The 22850-nt window shown below is 53.2% G+C and carries 19 protein-coding genes; all 19 read right to left on the bottom strand.

Going from position 1 to position 22850, the window contains the following annotated elements; all coding sequences use genetic code 11:
• Positions 1–18 precede the first annotated feature (18 nt).
• Positions 19–1170 carry a cell division protein FtsZ gene (gene ftsZ, locus OGY19_RS20675; RefSeq protein WP_003018753.1) on the bottom strand — a complete coding sequence of 384 codons (1152 nt, stop codon included), beginning with the start codon at positions 1168–1170 and terminating at the stop codon, positions 19–21.
• 185 nt (positions 1171–1355) lie between these two features.
• The gene (ftsA, locus tag OGY19_RS20670; RefSeq protein ID WP_003018755.1) at positions 1356–2618 is read right to left on the bottom strand and encodes a cell division protein FtsA; all 1263 of its coding nucleotides are present in this window, start codon (positions 2616–2618) and stop codon (positions 1356–1358) included.
• The gene (gene ftsQ, locus OGY19_RS20665; RefSeq protein ID WP_101741386.1) at positions 2615–3448 is read right to left on the bottom strand and encodes a cell division protein FtsQ; all 834 of its coding nucleotides are present in this window, start codon (positions 3446–3448) and stop codon (positions 2615–2617) included. Before ftsQ ends, ftsA begins: the two co-directional genes overlap by 4 nt.
• A 1-nt stretch (position 3449) precedes the next feature.
• The gene (locus OGY19_RS20660) at positions 3450–4370 is read right to left on the bottom strand and encodes a D-alanine--D-alanine ligase (RefSeq protein WP_116360674.1); all 921 of its coding nucleotides are present in this window, start codon (positions 4368–4370) and stop codon (positions 3450–3452) included.
• 1 nt (position 4371) lies between these two features.
• Entirely contained in the window at positions 4372–5838 is a 1467-nt protein-coding gene (murC, locus tag OGY19_RS20655) for a UDP-N-acetylmuramate--L-alanine ligase (RefSeq protein ID WP_115600967.1), read from the bottom strand.
• 51 nt (positions 5839–5889) lie between these two features.
• The gene (gene murG / locus OGY19_RS20650; protein WP_115600968.1) at positions 5890–6957 is read right to left on the bottom strand and encodes an undecaprenyldiphospho-muramoylpentapeptide beta-N-acetylglucosaminyltransferase; all 1068 of its coding nucleotides are present in this window, start codon (positions 6955–6957) and stop codon (positions 5890–5892) included.
• Complete coding sequence (gene ftsW, locus OGY19_RS20645; protein WP_115600969.1) at positions 6954–8198, bottom strand: cell division protein FtsW; 1245 nt, start codon at positions 8196–8198, stop codon at positions 6954–6956. Before ftsW ends, murG begins: the two co-directional genes overlap by 4 nt.
• Positions 8198–9514: a UDP-N-acetylmuramoyl-L-alanine--D-glutamate ligase gene (murD, locus tag OGY19_RS20640; RefSeq protein WP_115600970.1), complete on the bottom strand. Its 1317-nt coding sequence runs from the start codon at positions 9512–9514 to the stop codon at positions 8198–8200. Before murD ends, ftsW begins: the two co-directional genes overlap by 1 nt.
• A gap of 2 nt (positions 9515–9516) precedes the next feature.
• A complete protein-coding gene (gene mraY / locus OGY19_RS20635) occupies positions 9517–10599 on the bottom strand; it encodes a phospho-N-acetylmuramoyl-pentapeptide-transferase (protein WP_003018774.1) in 1083 nt (360 codons plus the stop codon).
• Positions 10593–11951, bottom strand: coding sequence for a UDP-N-acetylmuramoyl-tripeptide--D-alanyl-D-alanine ligase (gene murF / locus OGY19_RS20630; protein ID WP_115600971.1), 1359 nt, complete (start codon positions 11949–11951; stop codon positions 10593–10595). Before murF ends, mraY begins: the two co-directional genes overlap by 7 nt.
• Positions 11948–13435, bottom strand: coding sequence for a UDP-N-acetylmuramoyl-L-alanyl-D-glutamate--2,6-diaminopimelate ligase (gene murE / locus OGY19_RS20625; protein ID WP_048212698.1), 1488 nt, complete (start codon positions 13433–13435; stop codon positions 11948–11950). The genes murF and murE overlap by 4 nt, the downstream gene beginning before the upstream one ends.
• Positions 13422–15188 (bottom strand): peptidoglycan glycosyltransferase FtsI, encoded by a 1767-nt coding sequence (gene ftsI, locus OGY19_RS20620; RefSeq protein WP_003018783.1) that lies wholly within the window; start codon positions 15186–15188, stop codon positions 13422–13424. Before ftsI ends, murE begins: the two co-directional genes overlap by 14 nt.
• A 15-nt stretch (positions 15189–15203) precedes the next feature.
• Complete coding sequence (gene ftsL, locus OGY19_RS20615; RefSeq protein WP_000625651.1) at positions 15204–15569, bottom strand: cell division protein FtsL; 366 nt, start codon at positions 15567–15569, stop codon at positions 15204–15206.
• Positions 15566–16507, bottom strand: a complete 942-nt coding sequence (gene rsmH / locus OGY19_RS20610; protein WP_003018789.1) for a 16S rRNA (cytosine(1402)-N(4))-methyltransferase RsmH — start codon at positions 16505–16507, stop codon at positions 15566–15568. The genes ftsL and rsmH overlap by 4 nt, the downstream gene beginning before the upstream one ends.
• Position 16508: 1 nt before the next feature.
• Positions 16509–16967: a division/cell wall cluster transcriptional repressor MraZ gene (gene mraZ / locus OGY19_RS20605; RefSeq protein WP_003018792.1), complete on the bottom strand. Its 459-nt coding sequence runs from the start codon at positions 16965–16967 to the stop codon at positions 16509–16511.
• A 611-nt stretch (positions 16968–17578) separates the two neighbouring features.
• Positions 17579–18583: a catabolite repressor/activator gene (cra, locus tag OGY19_RS20600; protein WP_005124558.1), complete on the bottom strand. Its 1005-nt coding sequence runs from the start codon at positions 18581–18583 to the stop codon at positions 17579–17581.
• A gap of 265 nt (positions 18584–18848) precedes the next feature.
• Positions 18849–19340: an acetolactate synthase small subunit gene (gene ilvN, locus OGY19_RS20595; protein WP_003829566.1), complete on the bottom strand. Its 492-nt coding sequence runs from the start codon at positions 19338–19340 to the stop codon at positions 18849–18851.
• A 2-nt stretch (positions 19341–19342) separates the two neighbouring features.
• A complete protein-coding gene (gene ilvI / locus OGY19_RS20590) occupies positions 19343–21067 on the bottom strand; it encodes an acetolactate synthase 3 large subunit (protein ID WP_115600973.1) in 1725 nt (574 codons plus the stop codon).
• 319 nt (positions 21068–21386) lie between these two features.
• Positions 21387–22334, bottom strand: a complete 948-nt coding sequence (leuO, locus tag OGY19_RS20585; protein WP_101741376.1) for a transcriptional regulator LeuO — start codon at positions 22332–22334, stop codon at positions 21387–21389.
• Positions 22335–22850 lie beyond the last annotated feature (516 nt).

Raw genomic sequence — 22850 nt, 5'->3', positions numbered from 1 at the left:
CCAAATTCCAGCTAATTCTTAATCAGCTTGCTTACGCAGGAATGCAGGGATATCCAGATAATCCGGCTCTTTAGTGGTCTGCGGCGTATTGTCGTTAACCACCTTCGCTACCGGTTTTTGCTCTTGCGTCAACGGCGCCATGCCGTGCTGCTGGTAACGATCCATTACCGGCTGCTGAACCTGCTTGTTGGTCACCAGAGTGATTTCAGGACGCTTGTCCATACCAATTCCAGTGGCAACAACGGTAACGCGCAGTTCGTCGTTCATATCCGGGTCCAGAGAAGTACCGATAACCACAGTCGCGTTATCCGATGCAAATGCACGGATGGTGTTACCCACGGTTTCGAACTCATCCAGACGCAGGTCGAAGCCCGCAGTAATGTTAACCAGCACGCCACGCGCGCCAGACAGATCGATATCTTCCAGCAGAGGTGAAGAGATAGCCATTTCAGCCGCTTCTTCAGCGCGATCTTCACCGCTCGCCACGCCAGAACCCATCATCGCATAGCCCATTTCGGACATCACGGTGCGCACGTCTGCAAAGTCGACGTTCATCAGGCCCGGACGGGTAATCAGTTCAGCGATACCCTGGACTGCGCCTTTCAGCACATCATTCGCTGCGCCAAACGCATCCAGCAGGGAGATACCGCGACCCAGCACTTTCAGCAGTTTGTCGTTCGGAATAGTAATTAGAGAGTCCACATGTTTGGACAACTCGGTGATACCCTGCTCCGCAAATGCCATACGCTTCTTGCCTTCAAAGTTGAAAGGCTTAGTCACGACAGCAACGGTCAGAATACCTAAATCTTTTGCTACTTCAGCAACCACTGGCGCTGCACCGGTCCCGGTCCCGCCGCCCATGCCTGCTGCGATGAACACCATGTCTGCGCCGTCAAGCGCTGCACGCAGAGCTTCACGGTCTTCGTCTGCCGCATTGCGACCGACTTCCGGGTTTGCACCCGCGCCCAGACCCTTGGTGATGCCGCTACCAATCTGAATGGTCTGTCCAACCGCCGTTTTACGCAACGCCTGAGCGTCGGTATTCACCGCGAAGAATTCAACACCTTCGATGCGCTCGCGCACCATGTGTTCAACGGCATTACCGCCGCCGCCGCCGACGCCGATGACTTTAATCACCGCGTCATTGGTCAGTTCCATAGGTTCAAACATAGTTTCTCTCTCCGTTTTACACTTTATCCTTCAAGCCGCCTCTTTGTTGGCTGCCTTCACTCACTCCCGTCACATAGTAAACTATGTTCCAGGAGATTCGCTCAGTTGCCGTCGCGATGCAACTTGAATGACGTTGTGTATGTGCCTGTCGCCTGAGGCCGTAATTATTGCCGGCCTCATAAAAATTAAAACTCTTTTCGCAGCCAACTATTGAGTCGTTTAATCCACGAACCAACTGATGCCGTTACACGTTTTTCAACTTCAGCTTCACCACTTAAATGGGATTCTTTCCCGTAATGAAGCAACCCCACTGCCGTTGAATAATACGGCTCCTGGGCATAATCTGTCAGACCGGTAATATTGAGCGGCGCACCAATACGCACCTGCGTATGAAACACGCGCTGAGCGCAGGCCGCAAGACCTTCAATTTGCGCAGCACCACCGGTTAACACAATCCCCGCCGCCAGATGATGTTTCACACCCTGCTGGCGAAGTTGTTCCTGTAATTGCAAAATTTCTTCGTTGACCAGGTTAAGCAGCTCGGTATAACGCGGCTCAATGACCTCAGCCAGAGTCTGACGTTGCAGACTGCGTGGCGGACGACCACCGACGCTTGGCACTTCAACGCTCTCATCTTTACCAACGATAGAACCCAGCGCACAACCATGACGCACTTTGATGGCTTCAGCATCGCTCGGCGGCGTACCAAAGGCATACGCGATATCGCTGGTGACCACATTCCCTGCATAAGGGATTACTTTGGTATGGCGCAACGCCCCGCCAGTATAAACGGCGATGTCCATTGTACCACCACCAATATCGACCACGCAGACACCCAGCTCACGTTCGTCTTCCGTTAACACGGAATAACTGGCTGCCAACCCGGCAAATATCAGTTGGTCAACTTTCAGGCCACAGCGTTCAACGGCTTTGACGATGTTCTTCGCCATGTCGTTGTGGCAGGTAATCAGATGTACTTTTGCCTGCATACGCACGCCGGAAAGCCCGACCGGATTTTTAATGCCTTCCTGGTAGTCAATGGCGTATTCCTGTGGAATAACGTGCAGTACACGATGTTCATCGCGCACACGTACGGATTTTGCCGTATGCACAACATTTTCCACATCTTCCTGGGTCACTTCCTCTTCGGAAATGGGCACCATACCAATTTCATTCTGACAGCTAATATGTTTACCTGAAAGCGCCAGATACACTGAGGAAATCTGGCAATCTGCCATCAGTTCAGCCTGGTCAATGGCGCGCTGTACGCATTTCACCACTGACTCAAGGTCATTCACCCCACCTTTATCCATACCTCGCGATGGGCAACTGCCCACGCCAATGATATTGACCATACCGTCGGGCAGAACTTCCCCTACTAAAGCGGCTACCTTCGCGGTGCCAATCTCCAGTCCAACTACCAGTTTTCTGTCCGTCGCCTTGATCATTGTTGTTCTGCCTGTGCCTGATTCTGTTGCTGATTAGATTCCTCAGGAGGCAAGGGAACCCAGCCTACTGCCGCTCCTGAGTCATAACGCAAATCAACGTAGCTAATCCGTTTGCCATCGGTTTGCGCCTGCTGCTGTAAAACCGGGTAGAGTTCCACAAAGCGAGCCAAACGTTTTATCGTATCGCCCCTGCCAAGATTGAGCTTAATATCGTTATTAAGCGTTAACTGCCAGGAACGACGAGCGGTCATCGCCGCTTCCTTCAGGGTGAATCTATCCTTAGCCAGCACCTGCCCCATATCGCGGAACCCTTGCAACACTTCACTCGCGCTGCCTTCCGGGCCATACAACATGGGTAATACCTGCTTATTGGCCCGACCGGTTGGGACGCTGAACGTATTGCCATCGGCATCCACCATATGTTGGTCATTCCAACGCGCTATTGGCACATATTCAACCAGATGAATCTTCAATTCATCAGGCCACTGCTTTCTGACGCTCGCCTGCTTAATCCAGGGAAGGCGTTCAATCTGACTCTGAATGATGTTCACATCCTGAGTCATAAAGGTTCCCGGAGCGCCCAGCGCCAGAATGGACTGACGAATATCGTCATTGCGCGTGTAATGTCGCTCACCGGTCAATACCAGCTTCGACAATGGCAAACGCTGCGCATCTTCCATCCATCCCAACACTACCCAGCCGCTGACAAACACGGTGCACAGCACTGTCAGCAGAAACAGAATTCCTGCAAGACGCGTTCCATTATTGCGGCGTGAGGAGGCTACCTCTTCTTCATCACCGTTTCGCGTGTTCAGCGCAGCCTGCGACATATCAGTCCGCCAACGCCAGAATTCGAACCACCAACTGCGAGAAGCTCAGGCCCGCCTGACGCGCCGCCATCGGCACCAGGCTGTGGCTGGTCATACCCGGAGAGGTATTCGCTTCCAGCAGATAAAACTGGCCATCGCTGTCCAGCATGACGTCAATACGGCCCCAGCCTTTACAGCCCAATGCATTCCACGCATTCAGGACTAACGCCTGTAATTCGGCCTCCTGGCCAACTTCCAGACCTGCAGGACAGAAATATTGTGTCTCATCAGACAGATACTTCGCCTCATAATCATAGAAGGTTCCCGCGGGTTGGATACGTATTGACGGTAAAATTTCTTCGCCGAGTATCGCAACTGTGAATTCTGGCCCACTGAGCCATTTTTCAATCAGTACTTCTTCATCATGCTGAAAAGCCAATGCTAATGCAGTTTGCAAAGCATTTTCTTCTTCAACTTTTGACATCCCGACGCTGGAACCTTCACGGCTTGGCTTCACAATCAACGGCAAGCCTAACGCAGAAATTCTCGTAACCACTTCATCGCTAAGTCCTTTTTCAAACTCAGCACGGGTCAATGCCACCCATGGCGCAACGGGCAATCCAGCCCCCTGCCACAGCAGCTTGCTGCGCAGCTTGTCCATTGAGATAGCCGATGCCATAACGCCGCTACCGGTATACGGCAGGCCGATCTGCTCCAGCATGCCCTGCAACGTACCATCTTCACCGCCGCGACCGTGCAGAGCAATAAACACCTTCTGAAAACCCATTGATTTCAGAAGAGTGACATCAACCTCTTTCGGGTCAACCGGATGGGCATCTACACCACCTTCACGCAACCCGGCGAGTACAGCCGCGCCAGAATTCAGCGACACTTCTCGTTCTGCGGAGGTGCCCCCTAACAGGACCGCGATTTTATCAGCCATGTTATTCCTCCTCCGGGTTTTGCGGCTTCAGTTTGATTTCAGCTAAGGAACGTGCGATTTTGCCGATATTTCCAGCACCTTGCACCAAAATCAGATCGTTGCCGGTTAATACCGGTGCCAGCATTTCCGCTACCTGGGCCGGATCGGACACCAGAATAGGATCGATCTTACCGCGACCACGAATGGTACGGCACAGCGAGCGGCTATCTGCACCCGGAATCGCGGCTTCGCCCGCGGCATACACGTCCAGCATCAGCAGCGCATCAACCTGTGTCAGCACATTGGCAAAGTCGTCGTACAAATCGCGCGTACGCGTGAAGCGGTGCGGCTGGAACAGCATCACCAAATTTTTGTCCGGCCAACCTGCGCGTGCGGCTTTGATCGTGGCGTCCACTTCCGTTGGGTGATGGCCATAGTCATCGACCAGCATCGCAGTTCCGGCTTTCCCGTTCACCGGCTCAAGCGGGAACTCGCCGAGGAAGTCAAAACGACGCCCGGTCCCCTGGAAACTTTCCAGCGCGCGTAAAATAGCCTCGTCTTCAATGCCTTCTTCTGTTGCAACTGCCACCGCCGCCGCCGCGTTCAGCGCATTGTGACGGCCCGGTGCGTTCAATGTCACACGTAAATCGGCCATCCCCTGACGCAGCAGCGTGAAGTGCCCTTGTGGGCCGATCTGCTGATAATCTTCGACGCGCACATCAGCATCATCGCTGAAACCATAGGTCGTGGTCTGACGGCCAACTCGCGGTAACAGCTCGCGAATAACCGGATCGTCAACGCACATCACCGCACGGCCATAAAACGGCAAGTTATGCAGGAAATTAATAAACGTCTGCTTTAAATTTTCGAAGTCGCCATGGTAGGTATCCATATGGTCAGCTTCGATATTGGTGACAATCGCCACCATCGGCTGCAAATGCAGGAACGACGCGTCGCTCTCATCCGCTTCGGCAATCAAATAACGGCTATGACCCAGACGAGCATGGACGCCTGCTGCTTTCACCAAACCGCCGTTGACGAAAGTCGGATCCAGACCCGCTTCCGCATAGATGCTGGAGACCATCGCCGTGGTCGTGGTTTTACCGTGGGTCCCGGCAATAGCGATACCGTGACGAAAACGCATCAACTCTGCCAGCATCTCCGCACGGCGGATCACCGGGATACGCGCTTCATGGGCCGCAACAATTTCCGGGTTATCCGCAGAAATAGCGCTGGACACCACCACCACGCTCGCATCACGCACGTTTTCCGGTCGATGATTAAAGAAAATCGTGGCGCCCAGATTCGTCAACTGCTGCGTCACCGGATTCGGCGCTAAGTCAGAACCGCTGATCTGATAACCTTCATTGGCCAAAACTTCGGCAATACCGCCCATACCGGCACCACCGATGCCGACAAAGTGGATGTGCCGAACGCGACGCATTTCGGGCACGATGGAACGCAGTTTTGCCAGTTGTTGTGTATTCATTCTTTAGCCATTAACTTCTCAGTTCATGCGATGCAAAAGGCATCACCACAATTACACCCGGGCAGCCCGGCTCACTTCAGTTGCAACACGCTCTGTGGCATCCGGTATGGATGCGGCGCGCGCACGTTCTGCCATGGTTAATAAGGTTTCTCGCGACCACCCGGCAAGGGTGCTGGCGACGGCATCCACAGTAAACTGCGGCTGCTCAAGAATTTTGGCAGCGCCCGCTTTCTCCAGCGGCAGCGCATTCCAGTACTGCTGTCTGTCTTTGTGCTGGAACGGCACAAACAACGCCGGCAAACCTGCGGCAGCAATCTCGCTCACCGTCAGCGCGCCTGAGCGACAGACCACAACATCCGCCCACGCGTAGGCTGCCGCCATATCATCAATAAATTCAGTGACCTTGTGTTGCGGTTGTCCCGCATCGGCATAAGCCTGCTCAACGGTTTGCTGCGCGCCTTTACCGCTCTGATGCCAGATAGTCACTGCGTCGCCAAGTTTTGCGGCGACCTGAGGCATCGTCTGGTTCAGCACGCGCGCGCCCTGCGAACCTCCGACAACCAGCACGCGCACCGGACCTTCACGCCCAGCCAAACGTTCTTCGGGTAACGGCAGTGCAAGGACATCAGTACGCACTGGATTCCCCACCACGTCCGCATTCGGGAAAGCACCAGGGAAGGCCTGCATCACCTTCGTCGCGATCTTCGCCAACCATTTGTTGGTTAATCCCGCAATACCGTTCTGCTCATGCAGAACTACCGGAATGCCTAATGACCAGGCCGCCAGACCGCCAGGGCCGGACACGTAGCCGCCCATACCCAGCACCACATCAGGCTTAAACTGCTTCATGATGGCGCGCGCCTGACGCCAGGCATTAAAAATACGCACGGGGGCGGCAAGCAGCGCGTTAACACCTTTGCCACGCAAACCGGAGATGCGAATAAAGTCAATTTCAATGCCGTGTTTCGGCACTAAGTCCGCTTCCATACGATCGGCGGTGCCCAGCCAACGAACCTGCCAGCCCTGGGCCATTAAATGGTGCGCAACCGCCAGCCCCGGGAAGACATGTCCACCGGTACCGCCCGCCATCACCATTAACCGCTTCGGTTGACCACTCATCGTGCACCTCGTGTAAACGCCTGGGCTTTTTCCAGACGCGTTTCATAATCAATACGTAACAAAAACATGATGGCTGTCGACATGATCAACAAACTTGAACCACCATAACTGATCAACGGCAACGTCAGACCTTTCGTTGGCAGCATACCCGCCGCCGCGCCGACGTTTACCAGCGCCTGGAAGCTAAACCAAATCCCGATGGAGCAGGCTAAGAAACCTGAAAAACGGTGGTCAATTTCCAGCGCCTTACGACCAATCGACATCGCGCGAAAAGCGACGAAGAATACCATTAAAAGAGCGAGTACCACACCGATATAACCCAGCTCCTCCCCAATAATGGCGAAGATAAAGTCGGTGTGCGCTTCCGGCAAATACTCCAGTTTTTGGACTGAATTACCCAATCCCTGGCCCCACACTTCACCGCGACCAAAAGCCATCAGAGACTGTGTCAGCTGATAGCCGCTGCCAAACGGATCTTCCCACGGGTTCCAGAAGGAAGTTACGCGGCGAATACGATACGGCTCGGCAAGGATCAGCAGTACGACCGCCGAAATCCCCATGCCGATGATGGCGATGAATTGCCACAATTTGGCGCCAGCCAAAAATAGCATCGCCAACGTGGTAACAAACAGCACCACCACCGTACCGAGGTCAGGCTGCGCCAGCAGTAAAATAGCCAGCACCAGAATCACACCCATCGGTTTTAAGAAGCCGCGCAGGTTGTTACGCACTTCATCAACTTTACGCACCAGGTAGTTGGCGAGATAACAGAACAGCGACAGCTTGGTGAATTCCGCAGGCTGAATACGCAGCGGGCCCAACGCAATCCAGCGCGATGCCCCGTTAACGGAACTCCCCACCACCAGTACAATCAGCAGCATGATGATTGAGGCTATCAGCATCGTCGTGCTGTACTTTTGCCAGAACTCCATCGGCAGACGCAGCGTCACCATCGCCAGACAGAACGCCAGGAAGATATACAGCGCATCACGTTTAGCGAACAGGAAGGGATCGCCTGCCAGGCGTTGCCCTACGGGCATCGATGCCGATGTCACCATCACAAAACCGATCGCTGCCAGACCAAAAGTCAGCCACAGCAGCATGCGGTCATACATGATCAGGCTGTCCGCGTCTTTATCACGCGAAGCCATCACCCAGCCTTTAAGTGCCGCGAAGATCCACGCCAGGACACCCAGTCCCGGTACGCGCGGCATTTTCAGACGAGGGAGAGATAAGCGCATCAACCCAACTCCTTCGCCAGACGGGCAAAGACGTCACCACGTTGCTCAAAGTTCTTGAACTGGTCAAGGCTGGCGCAGGCTGGCGACAGCAGCACCATATCGCCCGGCTTCACGCGCGGCGCAAGCAGACGCATCGCCTGTTCCATGGTTTCAGTTTGTTCCGCAATCTCAGGTCGCAGAGCGGCGAGTTGCGCGCCATCGCGACCAAAGCAGTACAGACGAATATTGTTGCCGCTCAGGTAACGTTGCAGCGGCATAAAGTCAGCGGATTTTCCGTCGCCGCCCAGCAGCAGGTGCAGCGTGCCGTCAACGTGCAGGCCATTCAGCGCAGCTTCGGTACTGCCCACGTTGGTGGCTTTAGAATCGTTAATCCAACGTACGCCGTTATGGTTCAGCACCAACTGAAAACGGTGCGCCAGACCGGTAAAGGTGGTCAGTGCTTTCAGGCTCGACGCCCGTGGCAGACCCGCAGCATCCGCCAGTGCCAGCGCCGCCAGGGCGTTGGTATAGTTATGCTGGCCGGTAAGCGTCATCTCTTTCACGTTCAGGACTTTTTCACCCTTCACCCGCAGCCAGGTTTCACCCTGCTGACGATTGAGATGATAGTCACCCATGTTGATGCCAAAGCTCACGCAGCGCTCATCCGCCCCGCGAATCGGCATGGTCAGCGCATCATCGGCGTTGACCACGCATACTTTCGCGTTCTCATAGACGCGCAGTTTGGCTGCACGGTACTGCTGCAGTCCAAACGGATAACGGTCCATATGATCTTCAGTGACGTTCAAAATGGTGGCCGCGACAGCCCGTAAGCTGGAGGTTGTCTCCAGTTGGAAGCTGGACAGTTCCAGAACATACAGTTCGCGTTCGTCATCCAGCAGCATCAGCGCAGGCAGGCCAATATTACCCCCAACGCCGACGTTTACTCCGGCCGCTTTCGCCATTTCGCCAACCAGCGTCGTGACGGTGCTTTTACCGTTGGACCCGGTGATCGCGACGATCGGCGCCTGTGCTTCGCGACAAAACAGCTCAATGTCGCCAACAATTTCAATCCCTGCATCAGCAGCGGCGCTCAACGAAGGATGCGCCAGGGCAATACCAGGGCTGGCGACGATGAGATCGGCAGCCAGCAGCCAGTCATCATTCAGGCTGCCAACATGACGCTCAACCGCTTCCGGTAATTTATCCAGGCCAGGCGGCGTCGCACGGGTATCCATCACGCGCGGCGTCACGCCACGCGCCAGAAAGAAATCCACGCAGGACAGCCCGGTCAATCCCAGACCGATAATGACGACTTTTTTACCCTGGTAATCAGCCATGATTAACGTACCTTCAGCGTTGCCAGGCCAATCAGCACCAGCATCAGCGAAATAATCCAGAAGCGCACAATAACGCGCGGTTCCGGCCAGCCCTTCAGTTCATAGTGATGGTGAATCGGCGCCATACGGAAGATGCGCTGTCCGCGCAGCTTAAAGGAGCCCACCTGCAGAATGACCGACAGCGTTTCTACAACAAATACGCCGCCCATGATCACTAACAGGAACTCCTGACGCAGCAGTACGGCAATAATGCCCAGCGCGCCACCCAGTGCCAGTGAACCGACGTCGCCCATAAAGACCTGCGCCGGATAGGTGTTAAACCACAGGAAGCCTAAACCTGCGCCGACAATCGCCGTACAGACAATCACCAATTCGCCAGCGTGGCGTAAATAAGGAATGTGCAGATAGTTAGCAAAGTTCATGTTACCGGTCGCCCATGCCACCAGCGCAAAACCGGCGGCCACAAACACGGTCGGCATAATCGCCAGTCCATCCAGGCCGTCGGTAAGGTTTACCGCATTCCCGGTACCGACAATCACGAAGTACGCCAGCAGCACGTAGAACAGCCCCAGTTGCGGCATCACGTCTTTAAAGAACGGCACCACCAGCTCGGTCGCCGGAGTGTCTTTACCGGCCAGATACAGCGCAAACGCGACCCCTAATGCAATGACCGACATCCAGAAGTACTTCCAGCGGGCAATCAGGCCCTTGGTATCTTTGCGCACCACTTTGCGGTAGTCATCGACAAAACCGATAATGCCGTAGCCAATCAATACCACCAGCACGCACCATACGTACGGGTTCGACGGATATGCCCACAGCAGTACGGAGATAACTATCGCGGTGAGGATCATGATCCCACCCATGGTTGGCGTACCGCGTTTACTGAAGTGCGATTCCGGACCGTCGTTACGTACGACCTGTCCAAAGGACATTTTTTGTAAGCGGGCGATCATGCGCGGGCCCATCCACAAAGAGATGAACAGCGCGGTCAGCAGGCTGACGATGGCGCGAAACGTCAGATAGGAAAAGACGTTAAAGCCGGAATAATATTTGACCAAATGTTCGGCCAGCCAAACTAACATGTCCCATTCTCCTGTAATGCGCGTACTACCTCTTCCATGGCGGCACTACGTGAACCCTTCACTAAAATCGTCATGATCTGATGTTCTGCAATCAGCGCTTTAAGATGCGCGGCCAGCGCGGTTTTATCCGCAAAATGCTCACCAACGCCGCTGGCATGGCTAATTGCCTGACTCAGTTTCCCTGTACTCAGCACACGGTCGATACCCGCCGCCTTCGCAGCGATACCCACCTGCACGTGGCAGGCTTCGCTTTCCGCGCCAAGCTCTGCCATATCGCCAACCACCAACACGCGGTAGCCAGGCATTTCAGACAGCACCTGTACCGCTGCGGTCATTGAGCCGACGTTAGCGTTATAGGAGTCGTCCAGCAGCAGTTGATTTTCTGCCAGTTGAATCGGAAACAGGCGTCCCGGGACCGCTTGCAAATCTTTCAGACCCGCTTTGATCGCCTCTGGCGTCGCGCCTACCGCCATAGCGAGCGCAGCCGCTGCCAGGGCGTTAGCAATGTTGTGGCGACCCGGCAGCGGTAGCAGAACATCAATGCTTCCGGTTGGGGTTTGCAGCGTAAACTCCGTGCCGTGTGAGGTCACATGTACGTTGGCCGCCGAAAAGTCGCTGTTAGCCGCATTCGGCGAAAAACGCCAGACTTTGCGATCGCCAATAATGCTCTGCCAGTTCAGCCAGTCGTTGTTGTCGGCATTCATAATGGCGATACCGTTCGCTGACAGGCCGGTAAAAATCTCACCTTTTGCCTTCGCCACGCCCGCCAGAGAACCGAAGCCTTCCAGATGCGCGGCGGCCAGGTTGTTCACCAGCGCCGCTTCCGGACGCGTCAGGCCGACGGTCCAGGCGATTTCGCCCTGATGGTTGGCACCGAGCTCAATCACGGCATAGTCGTAATCGTTGTTTAAGCGCAGCAGCGTCATCGGTACGCCGATGTCGTTATTCAGGTTGCCCGCGGTATATAACGTGTTGCCACACTGGCTCAGAATGGAGGCCGTCATCTCTTTAACAGAGGTTTTACCGGATGAGCCGGTAAGCGCGACAACGCGCGCCGGCACCTGAGCGCGTACCCACGCAGCCAGTTCACCAAACGCCAGACGCGTATCGTTAACAATCAGCTGCGGCAGGTTGGTGTCCAACGGGCGGCTGACCAACAGCGCACCGGCCCCGCTCTCTTGCGCTTTGTCTGCAAAATCATGGGCATCAAAGCGTTCGCCTTTCAGTGCCACAAACAGGCAGCCTGGCGTCACTTTACGCGTATCGGTTGTCACCGCATCAAGGGCCAGATCGGCCCCTTTCAGTTCGCCACGGAGGATCTCCGCCAGTTGGCTGAGCGTTACGCTAATCATGCGATAACCCCCAGCAGACGTGCTGCCGTCACGCGATCGGAGTAGTCGAGACGGTGTGCACCGACAATCTGGTAATCTTCATGGCCTTTGCCAGCGACCAGCACCACGTCATTTTCTTTTGCCTGCATGATGGCGCTAGTGACCGCTTCAGCACGGCCTTCCATTACTTTGGCCTGCCCGGCATCCAGCATACCCGCCAGAATGTCATTGATAATGGCGCGAGGCTCTTCGGTGCGTGGATTGTCATCCGTAACCACAACGACATCGGCAAACTGCTCGGCAATGGCGCCCATCAACGGACGTTTACCTTTGTCGCGATCGCCGCCGCAGCCAAAGACGCACCACAGCTTGCCGGTGCAATGCAGACGGGCCGCCTGCAGCGCTTTTTCCAGTGCATCCGGCGTATGGGCGTAATCAACTACCACGGTGGTTTTGCCCGGCGCGCTGAACACTTCCATGCGCCCGCAAACCGGCTGCAGTCGTGCCGCCGTTTTCAGTAAATCAGCTAACGGATACCCCAACGCCAACAGTGTGGCCAGCGCCAGCAGCAAATTGCTGACGTTAAACGCCCCCATCAGGCGGCTTTCAATTTCGCCGTCGCCCCATGAGGAAGCAAATCGAATCGTCGCGCCGCTATCGTGATAATCCACGTCAATCGCTTTTAACCAACGACCGTGACAGTTCGGGTTAATGTGGTCTTCCATCGACACGGCAACCGCATCGGGAAGTTTAGCCAGCCAGCGACGACCGACTTCATCATCCGCATTAACAATGGCCTGCCCGCAATGGTGCGTGGAATACAGCAGCCATTTCGCGGCTTCGTAGTGCTCCATATCGCCGTGATAATCGAGATGGTCACGGCTTAAGTTGGTAAATACTGAGGCCGCAAATTTCAGCGCCGCCACGCGATGCTGCACCAGACCATGCGATGAAACTTCCATCGCGCCAAAGGTCGCGCCCTGTTCAACCAGACCCGCCAGCACATGCTGAACGTCAACGGCTGAACCAGTGGTATTTTCCGTCGGGATCACTTTACCCAGCAGGCCATTACCTACCGTTCCCATTACCGCACTGGTTTCACCAAGCAGTTGGCTCCACTGTGCCAGCAGTTGGGTGGTGGTGGTTTTACCGTTCGTTCCGGTCACACCGACCAGACGCATTTTTTCAGAAGGCTCATGGTAAAAACGGCCCGCCAGTGCAGATAAGCGTTCGTTAAGCTGGCTCAGATAGATAACCGGTACACCGTGCATTTCGCGGATTTCACCGTCAGCAGCTTCATCTTTTGCTTCTGCAATAATGGCAGCCACACCTTGCGCTATCGCCTGCGGGATATATCGACGCCCGTCCGCCTGATGACCCAATACTGCGACAAAGAGATCGCCCGATGCAGCCACACGGCTGTCGAGTGTCATCTCTCGCAGTGCTCGCTCCGGTGCACCCGGCACCCATGGAGCAAGAAGGTCGCGCAAATTACGATCTGCCACCTGTTGCCTCGCCTTGATTATTCACAAATTCATTTTTATCGCCCGTTGTCAGCGCATCCGGCTCGATGTTCATGGTGCGCAAAACGCCGCCCATGATGGCACCAAAGACCGGCGCGGAAACGGCGCCACCGTAATATTTACCCGCCTGCGGATCGTTGATAACAACAACCAGCGCGAAGCGCGGCTGACTCGCAGGCGCAACACCTGCGGTATAAGCAATGTATTTATTGATGTAGCGGCCATCTGGCCCGACTTTTTTCGCCGTACCGGTTTTAATGGCGATGCGATAGCCTTTAATCGCCGCCTTCACGCCGCCGCCACCAGGCAGCGCCACGCTTTCCATCATGTGCACCACGGTGCGTACGGTCGCTTCCGGGAAGATACGCTCGCCCGGAACTGGAGGATCAACTTTGGTAATCGACAGCGGGCGATAAACGCCATAGCTGCCGATCGTTGCGTAGACTCGCGCTAACTGTAACGGCGTTACCATTAGCCCATAGCCGAAAGAGAAGGTGGCCCTCTCTATGTCAGACCACCGTTGTTTTTGAGGATATAAGCCACTGCGTTCTCCGACCAACCCCAAATTGGTCGCTTTTCCCAGCCCAAAACGCGAGTAAGTATCTACTAACGCTGAGGACGGCATCGCTAACGCCAGCTTGGAAACACCGACGTTACTCGACTTCTGCAAAACCCCGGTAAGGGTCAATTCGCTATAACGCGCCACGTCTTTAATTTCGTGGCCATTAATTCGGTAAGGAATGGTGTTAAGTACGGTATTTTCACGTACCACGCCACGCTGCAGCGCGGTCATCACCACCATCGGTTTAACGGTAGAACCCGGCTCAAACACGTCGGTAATGGTACGGTTACGCATCGCGTCTTTCGGCGTACCGGTGAGATTGTTCGGGTTGTAAGACGGACTGTTGGCCATTGCCAGCACTTCACCGGTGTTCACATCCACCAGCACCGCACTGCCTGACTCAGCCTTGTTAAACGCCACGGCGTTATTCAGTTCACGGTAGACCAGCGCCTGTAAACGCTCATCGATACTCAGCGCCAGGTTGTGCGCCGCCTGGCTGTCGGTAGAGGAGATATCTTCAATGACGCGGCCATAGCGGTCTTTACGTACAATACGTTCACCCGGTTGTCCGGTGAGCCATTTATCGAAGCTCTTCTCAACGCCTTCAATCCCCTGGCTATCGACGTTGGTAAAACCAATGAGGTGAGCGGTCACTTCTCCGGAAGGATAGTAACGGCGGGATTCTTCGCGCAGATGGATACCTGGCAGCTTCAGTTTTTTGATGTAATCAGCCATGTCAGGGTTTACCTGACGCGCCAGATAGATAAAGCGCCCTTTCGGGTTGGCGTTAATGCGGGAAGCCAGTTGATCAAGCGGGAGGTTCAGCGCCGTCGACAGCGCTCTCCAGCGCTCGCCAACGCTCACGCCGCCTGCGTCATGCACCTCTTTCGGGTCGGCCCAAATCGCCTTCACCGGAACGCTCACCGCCAGCGGACGTCCTGAACGGTCGGTAATCATCCCGCGCGAGGTGGACACTTCCTGGACGCGCAGAGAGCGCATGTCGCCCTGACGTACCAGCATGTCCGGCGCGATGATTTGCAGCCAGGCAACGCGCCCCAGCAGAAAACCCAGTGCCAGCAAAATACAGCCGCACAGTAACGCAAAACGCCAACTGATAAAGTTGGCTTGTTCTTCCTGGCGTTTTGGTTTGTGCGTTTTTGCCGCTGCTTTCATGCGTCGCGTTTATCCTTATTTTTGTACTACGATGTTTTCTTGTGAGGGATCAACATGCTGCATTTGCAGCTTTTCCGTTGCGATCCGTTCAACACGGCTATGGTCGCCGAGCGCGTTCTCCTCAAGGATCAAGTTGCGCCATTCGATATCCAGCGCATCTCGCTCCAGAACCAGCTGCTCACGCTGCGCGGTCAGTAACCGCGTATGGTGTGCTGTTGTCACGACGGTAACCGCCGTCAAAATAATGCAAATGAACAGGCAGAGTGGCAGCTTCCCAAACCGCAAAAGATCGTCACCGATCACACCAGGCAAGGCATGGCGCTCGTTGCTTCCTATCGATCCCTTAACTTTGCTGAGGGCTTCTGTCACTCTGCTGATCATGCGTTCGTCCTCTCTGCAATACGCAGAACTGAACTACGGGCACGAGGATTTTCAGCTACCTCTTCTTCGCCCGGCATCATCTTGCCTAGTGCTCTTAACTCACGGCCGCCCAGCTTTTTGATCTGCGCTTCGGTCATCGGTATTCCAGCCGGAACCTGAGGACCACGGCTTTGTTCGCGCATAAAGCGTTTCACAATGCGATCTTCAAGCGAATGGAAACTGATTATCGAAAGGCGACCACCTGGTGCCAGCACGCTGAGCGAGCTTTTTAGCGCCTGCTCTATCTCCTCCAGTTCACTGTTCACCCAAATGCGCACCGCCTGGAAGGTACGGGTCGCGGGATGTTTGAATTTGTCTTTCACCGGCATTGCCGCCGCAATCACTTCCGCCAGCTCTTTGGTGCGAGTCATCGGTTCGATGCGATTGCGCTCGACAATGGCGCGAGCAATGCGTTTGCCGAAGCGTTCTTCGCCAAAGGTTTTAATCACCCAGGCAATGTCTGCTTCATCGGCGGTTTGCAGCCATTCAGCCGCTGACTGACCGCGTGTTGGGTCCATACGCATATCTAACGGACCGTCACGCATAAATGAGAATCCGCGCTCCGCGTCATCAAGCTGCGGAGATGAAACCCCAAGATCGAGAAGAATCCCGTCGATCTTACCGGTCAGTCCGCGTTCGGCGACATAGTCAGCCAACGCAGAAAAAGGTCCATGTACGATGGAGAAGCGAGGATCGGTAATCGTTTTAGCAACGGCAATAGCCTGCGGATCGCGATCGATTGCCAGTAAACGCCCCTCTTCGCCAAGCTGGGAGAGGATCAGACGTGAGTGACCACCGCGACCAAATGTCCCGTCAATGTAGATGCCGTCTGGACGAATATTCAGGCCGTTTACGGCTTCATCCAGCAACACCGTTGTATGTTTATAATTTTCCGTCATTTTATAGAGACAAATCCTGCAATCGTTCCGACAAAGCGCCGGTCACAGACTGCTCAGCGTCGATATCTTCCTTGACCTGTTGATACCAGGTCGTTTCATCCCACAGCTCAAACTTATTGAACTGCCCAACCAGCATCACTTCTTTCGTTAGCCCTGCGTGTTGTCGCAGAATGGGCGCGATCAATAAGCGACCGGCGTTATCCATCTGACATTCGCTGGCATGACCCAGCAATAAGCGCTGTACGCGACGCTCAACTGGATTCATGCTCGACAGACGCGATAACTTCTGCTCGATAATTTCCCATTCAGGCAGGGGGTACAGCAGCAGGCACGGGTGATGGATGTCAATGGTACAAACCATTTGACCGGTAGCGCTCTCGAGCAGTTGATCCCGATAACGGGTAGGCACCGATAAGCGCCCTTTACTGTCGAGATTAACTAACGTTGCTCCCCGGAACATGCCAGTCTCACCCCCGATTACCACTTTATCCCACAAATTCCCACTTAAAGGAGTTTACGGAGCGGAGGAAAACCTTGTCAAGCAAGTCACGGCGCTTAGCGGAGCAAAAAACCCATTGTTTACGGCTAATATCTGCGTTGAACAAATTCCGTACAGCAAACGAAGCAAATTAACGTCATGAATATTTGTAAGAAAAAAATCCAACAACTCATCATTGTTTAAAACAACTCAATATCAACCGAGGAAAATATAAAGTGTCAGTTTGCGACGCGAGCGGCATTTTAGGACAATATGCAGCGAGATAACAGTACCAGTTCATCGGTCTGTACGGCCCGTACGGCCAAGGAAGGTGAGAGATTGCCGCAATTCGGCGGCAAAGTGTTTGTTAATTCGGCAAATCCACACAAGCATGTAACAAAATAATACAAACGTAACGCGCCGTTACGTATCAATAACCCAAAAAAGGATAGTTGCATTTTTAAATTAGGATAATTAAAGAATAAATTTCAGATAATTCTAAAGAATATTCTTAAATAGAATAAGGTTATTTCTGAGAATAAAATATTTGATGGCATCGAAGCATTCTCTCCAATGCCATCAATAGCAACCACTTAGTTACGGCTAAGGATGCCGCGGCGGTACAGATTACGCCGAATGCGCGTTAATCCTGGTTTTGGTTTACGCGGTTCATCAAGGCTTGCAAGGACGATCTCCAGCACACGTTCAGCCACATCTCGGTGGCGCTGTGCCACTGCCAGCACCGGACATTGCAGGAAGTCGAGCAGTTCGTGATCGCCAAACGTGGCAATGGCTAAATCGGATGGTAGTTGTCCATCGCGACGCAATGTCACATCCATCACCCCCTGCAATAGCGCAAATGAGGTGGTGAACAGTGCCTGAGGCATCGGATGTGTTTCCAGCCATTTATCAAACAACTGCGCTGCTGCCTCCCGCTCATAGCTATTGGCATACAGGAAGTGCACGTCACGCGGATCGTCTTTCCACGCGGTACGGAAACCCTGTTCGCGCAGGAAACTGACCGATAATTCAGGGAGCGCCCCCAGATAGAGCACGGTTTCAGCAGGGAATTTACGCAATTCCTCCGCCAGCATTTCCGCATCATCCTGGTCTGCGCCGACAACACTGGTGAAGTGTTCACGATCCAGCGCACGATCCAGCGCCACAATCGGGAATGAACTGTTCGCCCAGCGCTGATAGAACGGATGTTCCGGCGGTAATGAGGTAGACACAATAATGGCGTCAACCTGACGCTGCAAAAGGTGCTCAATACAGCGCATTTCGTTATCCGGCTGATCTTCAGAGCAGGCAATCAGCAGTTGATACCCACGCTGACGCGCCTGACGTTCCAGGTAGTTTGCAATGCGGGTATAACTCGTATTCTCCAGGTCCGGGATCACCAACCCGATAGAACGTGTGCGTCCAGCACGGAGCCCGGCCGCCACAGCATTAGGGTGGTAATTATGTTCGCGCACCACCGCCATGACTTTTTCGACCGTTTTGTCGCTTACGCGGTATTGCTTTGCTTTGCCATTAATAACGTAGCTTGCAGTCGTTCGCGAAACGCCGGCCAACCGAGCGATTTCATCCAGTTTCACAATTGCCCCTTGCGTAAAATGTACAAACCATAACCTTTAAGATGGCATGGGTTAAATTTATTAACATCTAAGCGCAGAATAATGACTGCGGCAACCGCTTTTGTCTCTGGTTACTGCTGATTTCGCAAAAAAAAAGCGCAACAGGTAGCATCAGCGAAAACGGGTACGTTACCTGTAGGCCGGATAAGGCATTTACGCCGCCATCCGGCATGACCTCCACGATGATGCCTGATGGCACTGTGCTTATCAGGCCTACAATCGGCTATTAACGCATGATTTTATCGCCTCGGGAGAGTCCCACCACGCCGGAACGGGCAACTTCCACAATTTTAGCGACTTCACGCAGCGTTGCCAGAAACGCATCCAGCTTATCGCTGGTGCCCGCCAGTTGTACGGTGTAGATCGACGGCGTAACGTCGATGATTTGCCCGCGGAAAATCTCCGTGTTACGTTTCACTTCTTCCCGGCCATAACCGCTGGCCTGGATTTTCACCAGCATGATTTCTCGTTCAACGTGAGCGCCCTGCCCCAGCTCGCTAACGCGCAGAACATCCACCAGTTTGTGGAGCTGCTTTTCAATTTGCTCGAGGACCTTTTCATCGCCCACGGTCTGGATCGTCATCCGTGATAAGGTCGGATCGTCAGTCGGCGCGACGGTCAGGCTTTCAATGTTGTAACCACGCTGAGCGAAGAGGCCTATTACGCGCGATAATGCCCCAGACTCGTTTTCCAGTAATACTGATAATATCCGGCGCATAATCAGGTCCTCTCCGTTTTGCTTAACCACATCTCATCCATACCGCCCCCTCGAATTTGCATCGGGTAGACATGCTCACTGCCATCGACGGTGACATCAACAAACACCAGCCGGTGGTTGCGCACATGTTCCAGTGCTTCCCCCAGTTTGCTTTCCAGCTCATCCGGATGATTTATCTGGATACCAATATGCCCATATGCTTCAGCAAGACGAACAAAATCAGGTAGCGACTGCATATAAGACTGCGAATGACGCCCGGAATAGATCATGTCCTGCCACTGTTTCACCATGCCGAGATAGCGGTTGTTAAGGTTGAGTACCAGCACCGGCAGCTCATATTGCAGCGCCGTCGACAGCTCCTGGATATTCATCTGAATACTGCCATCACCGGTAACGCAGACTACCGTTTCATTCGGCAGTGCCATCTTCACCCCTAACGCTGCGGGTAAACCGAATCCCATGGTGCCAAGACCGCCTGAGTTGATCCAGCGGCGCGGTTTATCAAACGGATAGTACAGCGCAGCAAACATCTGATGCTGACCAACGTCAGAGGTCACATACGCCTCCCCTTTCGTCAGACGCCAGATGGTTTCGATCACCGCCTGCGGTTTAATACTTTCGCTTTGAGTGTCGTATTTCAGGCACTGACGGGCGCGCCAGTGCTCAATCTGTTGCCACCAGTCACGGTTATCGTCCAGCGGCTGCTGCGATTTCTCCTGCTCCAGCAGCTCAAGCATCTGATCCAGCACCAGGAGAGCATCGCCCACGATTGGAATATCCGCCGTGACGGTTTTTGAAATAGAGGTGGGGTCGATATCGATATGTAACACGGTCGCATTCGGGCAATATTTTGCCAAATTATTGGTTGTACGATCGTCAAAGCGCACGCCGACCGCAAATATCACATCCGAATGATGCATAGTCATATTCGCTTCATAGGTACCATGCATACCCAACATGCCCAGCGCCTGACGATGCGTTGCCGGAAACGCACCTAAGCCCATCAGTGAGGAGACAACCGGCAGATTTAGTGCTTCAGCAATCTGCCTCAGCTGTTCGTGGCAGGCAGCATTCACCGCCCCGCCCCCCACGTACACAACCGGTTTTTTCGCGGCTACCAGCGTCTGCAGAGCACGTTTTATCTGTCCTTTGTGCCCGGTCGTCGTCGGATTATACGAACGCATGCTCACCGACTCCGGCCAGCTGTAAGGCAGTTTCTTCGCCGGATTCAGAATATCTTTCGGCAAATCCACTACCACCGGTCCCGGACGACCACTTGCCGCCAGCCAGAAGGCTTTTTTCAGCACTTGCGGGATGTCTTCCGTTTGTTTAACCAGAAAGCTGTGTTTTACCACCGGGCGAGAAATCCCCACCATGTCGCACTCCTGGAAGGCATCGTAGCCAATCAGAGAGGTAGCCACTTGTCCGGAGAGGATCACCAGCGGGATGGAGTCCATGTACGCCGTTGCGATACCGGTGATCGCATTGGTTGCTCCCGGCCCTGAGGTGACCAACACAACGCCCACTTCCCCCGTCGCACGTGCCAGACCATCGGCCATATGGACCGCTGCCTGCTCATGGCGGACCAGCACATGATCAATACCACCGACCGTATGCAAAGCATCATAAATATCGAGGACTGCGCCCCCGGGATACCCGAATACCTGCTTCACACCCTGATCGATGAGCGATCGGACGACCATCTCGGCTCCAGACAACATCTCCATGGCTTGCCTCCACTCTTATAATGAATAACGGTTTAACAACACATTAACCGCTGACGATAAGGCATGGCAATTGACACTGAAGTGGTGGCGTAACGGCGGATAAGAATAAAACGGAGGAAAGAATCGAATAAACGGAGAATTAAACCAGTATAAGCAAATGAAATGACAAATAATCGCTTAAAAATGAGCACTTACAGCGATTACTCTATTTTTTCGCCCTCCCGGGCAAAAAACAAAAGCAGATTTCAGCATAAAATTTCAAATAAAAATAAAAAAGCAGAATAAACCAGACGCATCATCGGATTTACTCTGCCATAGGTCACTGCTTACAGATGGAGACTAACAGCTCTTCCATCCATTGATGTCCTTTATCCCGACCAGCGGCTTCATGCCAGGAAAGATAACAAGTCCGGCTATTCAGTTTTAACGGTAGCGGTAATATTTGCAGTTCTAAAGCCTCAGAGAACTCTTCAGCTAACCAGCGTGGCGCAATAGAAACCAAATGAGTTTGGGATACAATATTCAGTACGCTGATTAATGCCATTCCCTGATAAGCTACGCAGGCTTGTTTATCCTGAGTGTCATACCAGGGTTGACTGAATGACGCAAAGCGTTCGAGAGAAACTACCGCATGCTGTTCATTATAAACATCACTCTCCAGTAATGGACCGCTAATGCGTGGGTGTTTTTTACTTGCGACTAACACCATTTCATCATTGAATAACGGGATGCTGGTGAACTCAGGACGGCGGAATTCTTCATAACTAATAACAAATTCTGTTTCCTGATACCGTAATTGATGTTCTGTATTTTGGTTGAGCGAGGATTTAAATACAACATGAATATTAGGCGCAACTTGCTCAACGCGATTGTAAATCAAGGACGTGAGGATATTATCCAATGGGCTACAGACGCAAAGATTAAATACACGTGAGCTGCTGGTGGGTTCAAAACCGGACCCTGGCAGTTCATTCTGCACCAATTGCAGCGCCTGACGAATAGAGCCAAATAGCTGAAAAGCCCGTGCAGTTGGCTGGATGCCTCGGCCATAGCGCACAAAGAGCTCATCATTAAACATAACCTTCAGACGCGCGACTGCGTTGCTGACTGCAGGCTGAGACATACCCAGAGAATGCGCTGCGCGAGTAATATTCTGTTCTTGCATCACCGCATCAAAAACGGTTAATAAATTAAGGTCAACCATGCGCAGCTGCGGTTTCCCCATCTCTAAAAGATTAGGTTTATCTATTATTTTTACTTCTGGCATATTTAACTCCACTGTCACTCAAAACTCCCTTTTCCCAGACGGAGCTCAGAAATAACCTCCGCTAATATGATTTACCATGCATATAAAATAAGAAAAAGGGAAAGCATTAAAATTAGGAAAACATAAAGACCCTGGCCTGAATGAACAAAAACCAATGCGAGCGCAGTGGGGCAGAGGTCGCTGCACGATGATTCATACGTTTAAATGTCGAAAACAATATAAACATAACCATGACAAATACACAATCATGCACGAAGTGAATGTATATTTAAGATTTAATTAAATGTTTATATCATTAACACCGCGATGCTTAACATTTATTTATCAATCATTTTTCCCACGGCACCTCAAATCTATTCAGAATTAATATAAAAACCAATAAATCATAAAGATAGAAAATCCATCCACAAGTTATCTCTTCAATATGCCGTTACAATAACTGGGTAATGACTCCAACTTATTGATAGTGTTTTATGTTCAGATAATGCCCGATGACTTTGTCATGCAGCTCCACCG

This window comes from Citrobacter sp. Cy070, assembly GCF_030332245.1.
Lineage (GTDB): Bacteria > Pseudomonadota > Gammaproteobacteria > Enterobacterales > Enterobacteriaceae > Citrobacter > Citrobacter youngae.
The sequence above is the reverse complement of the archived record's forward strand: the minus strand, read 5'-3'. Positions and strand labels throughout refer to the sequence as shown.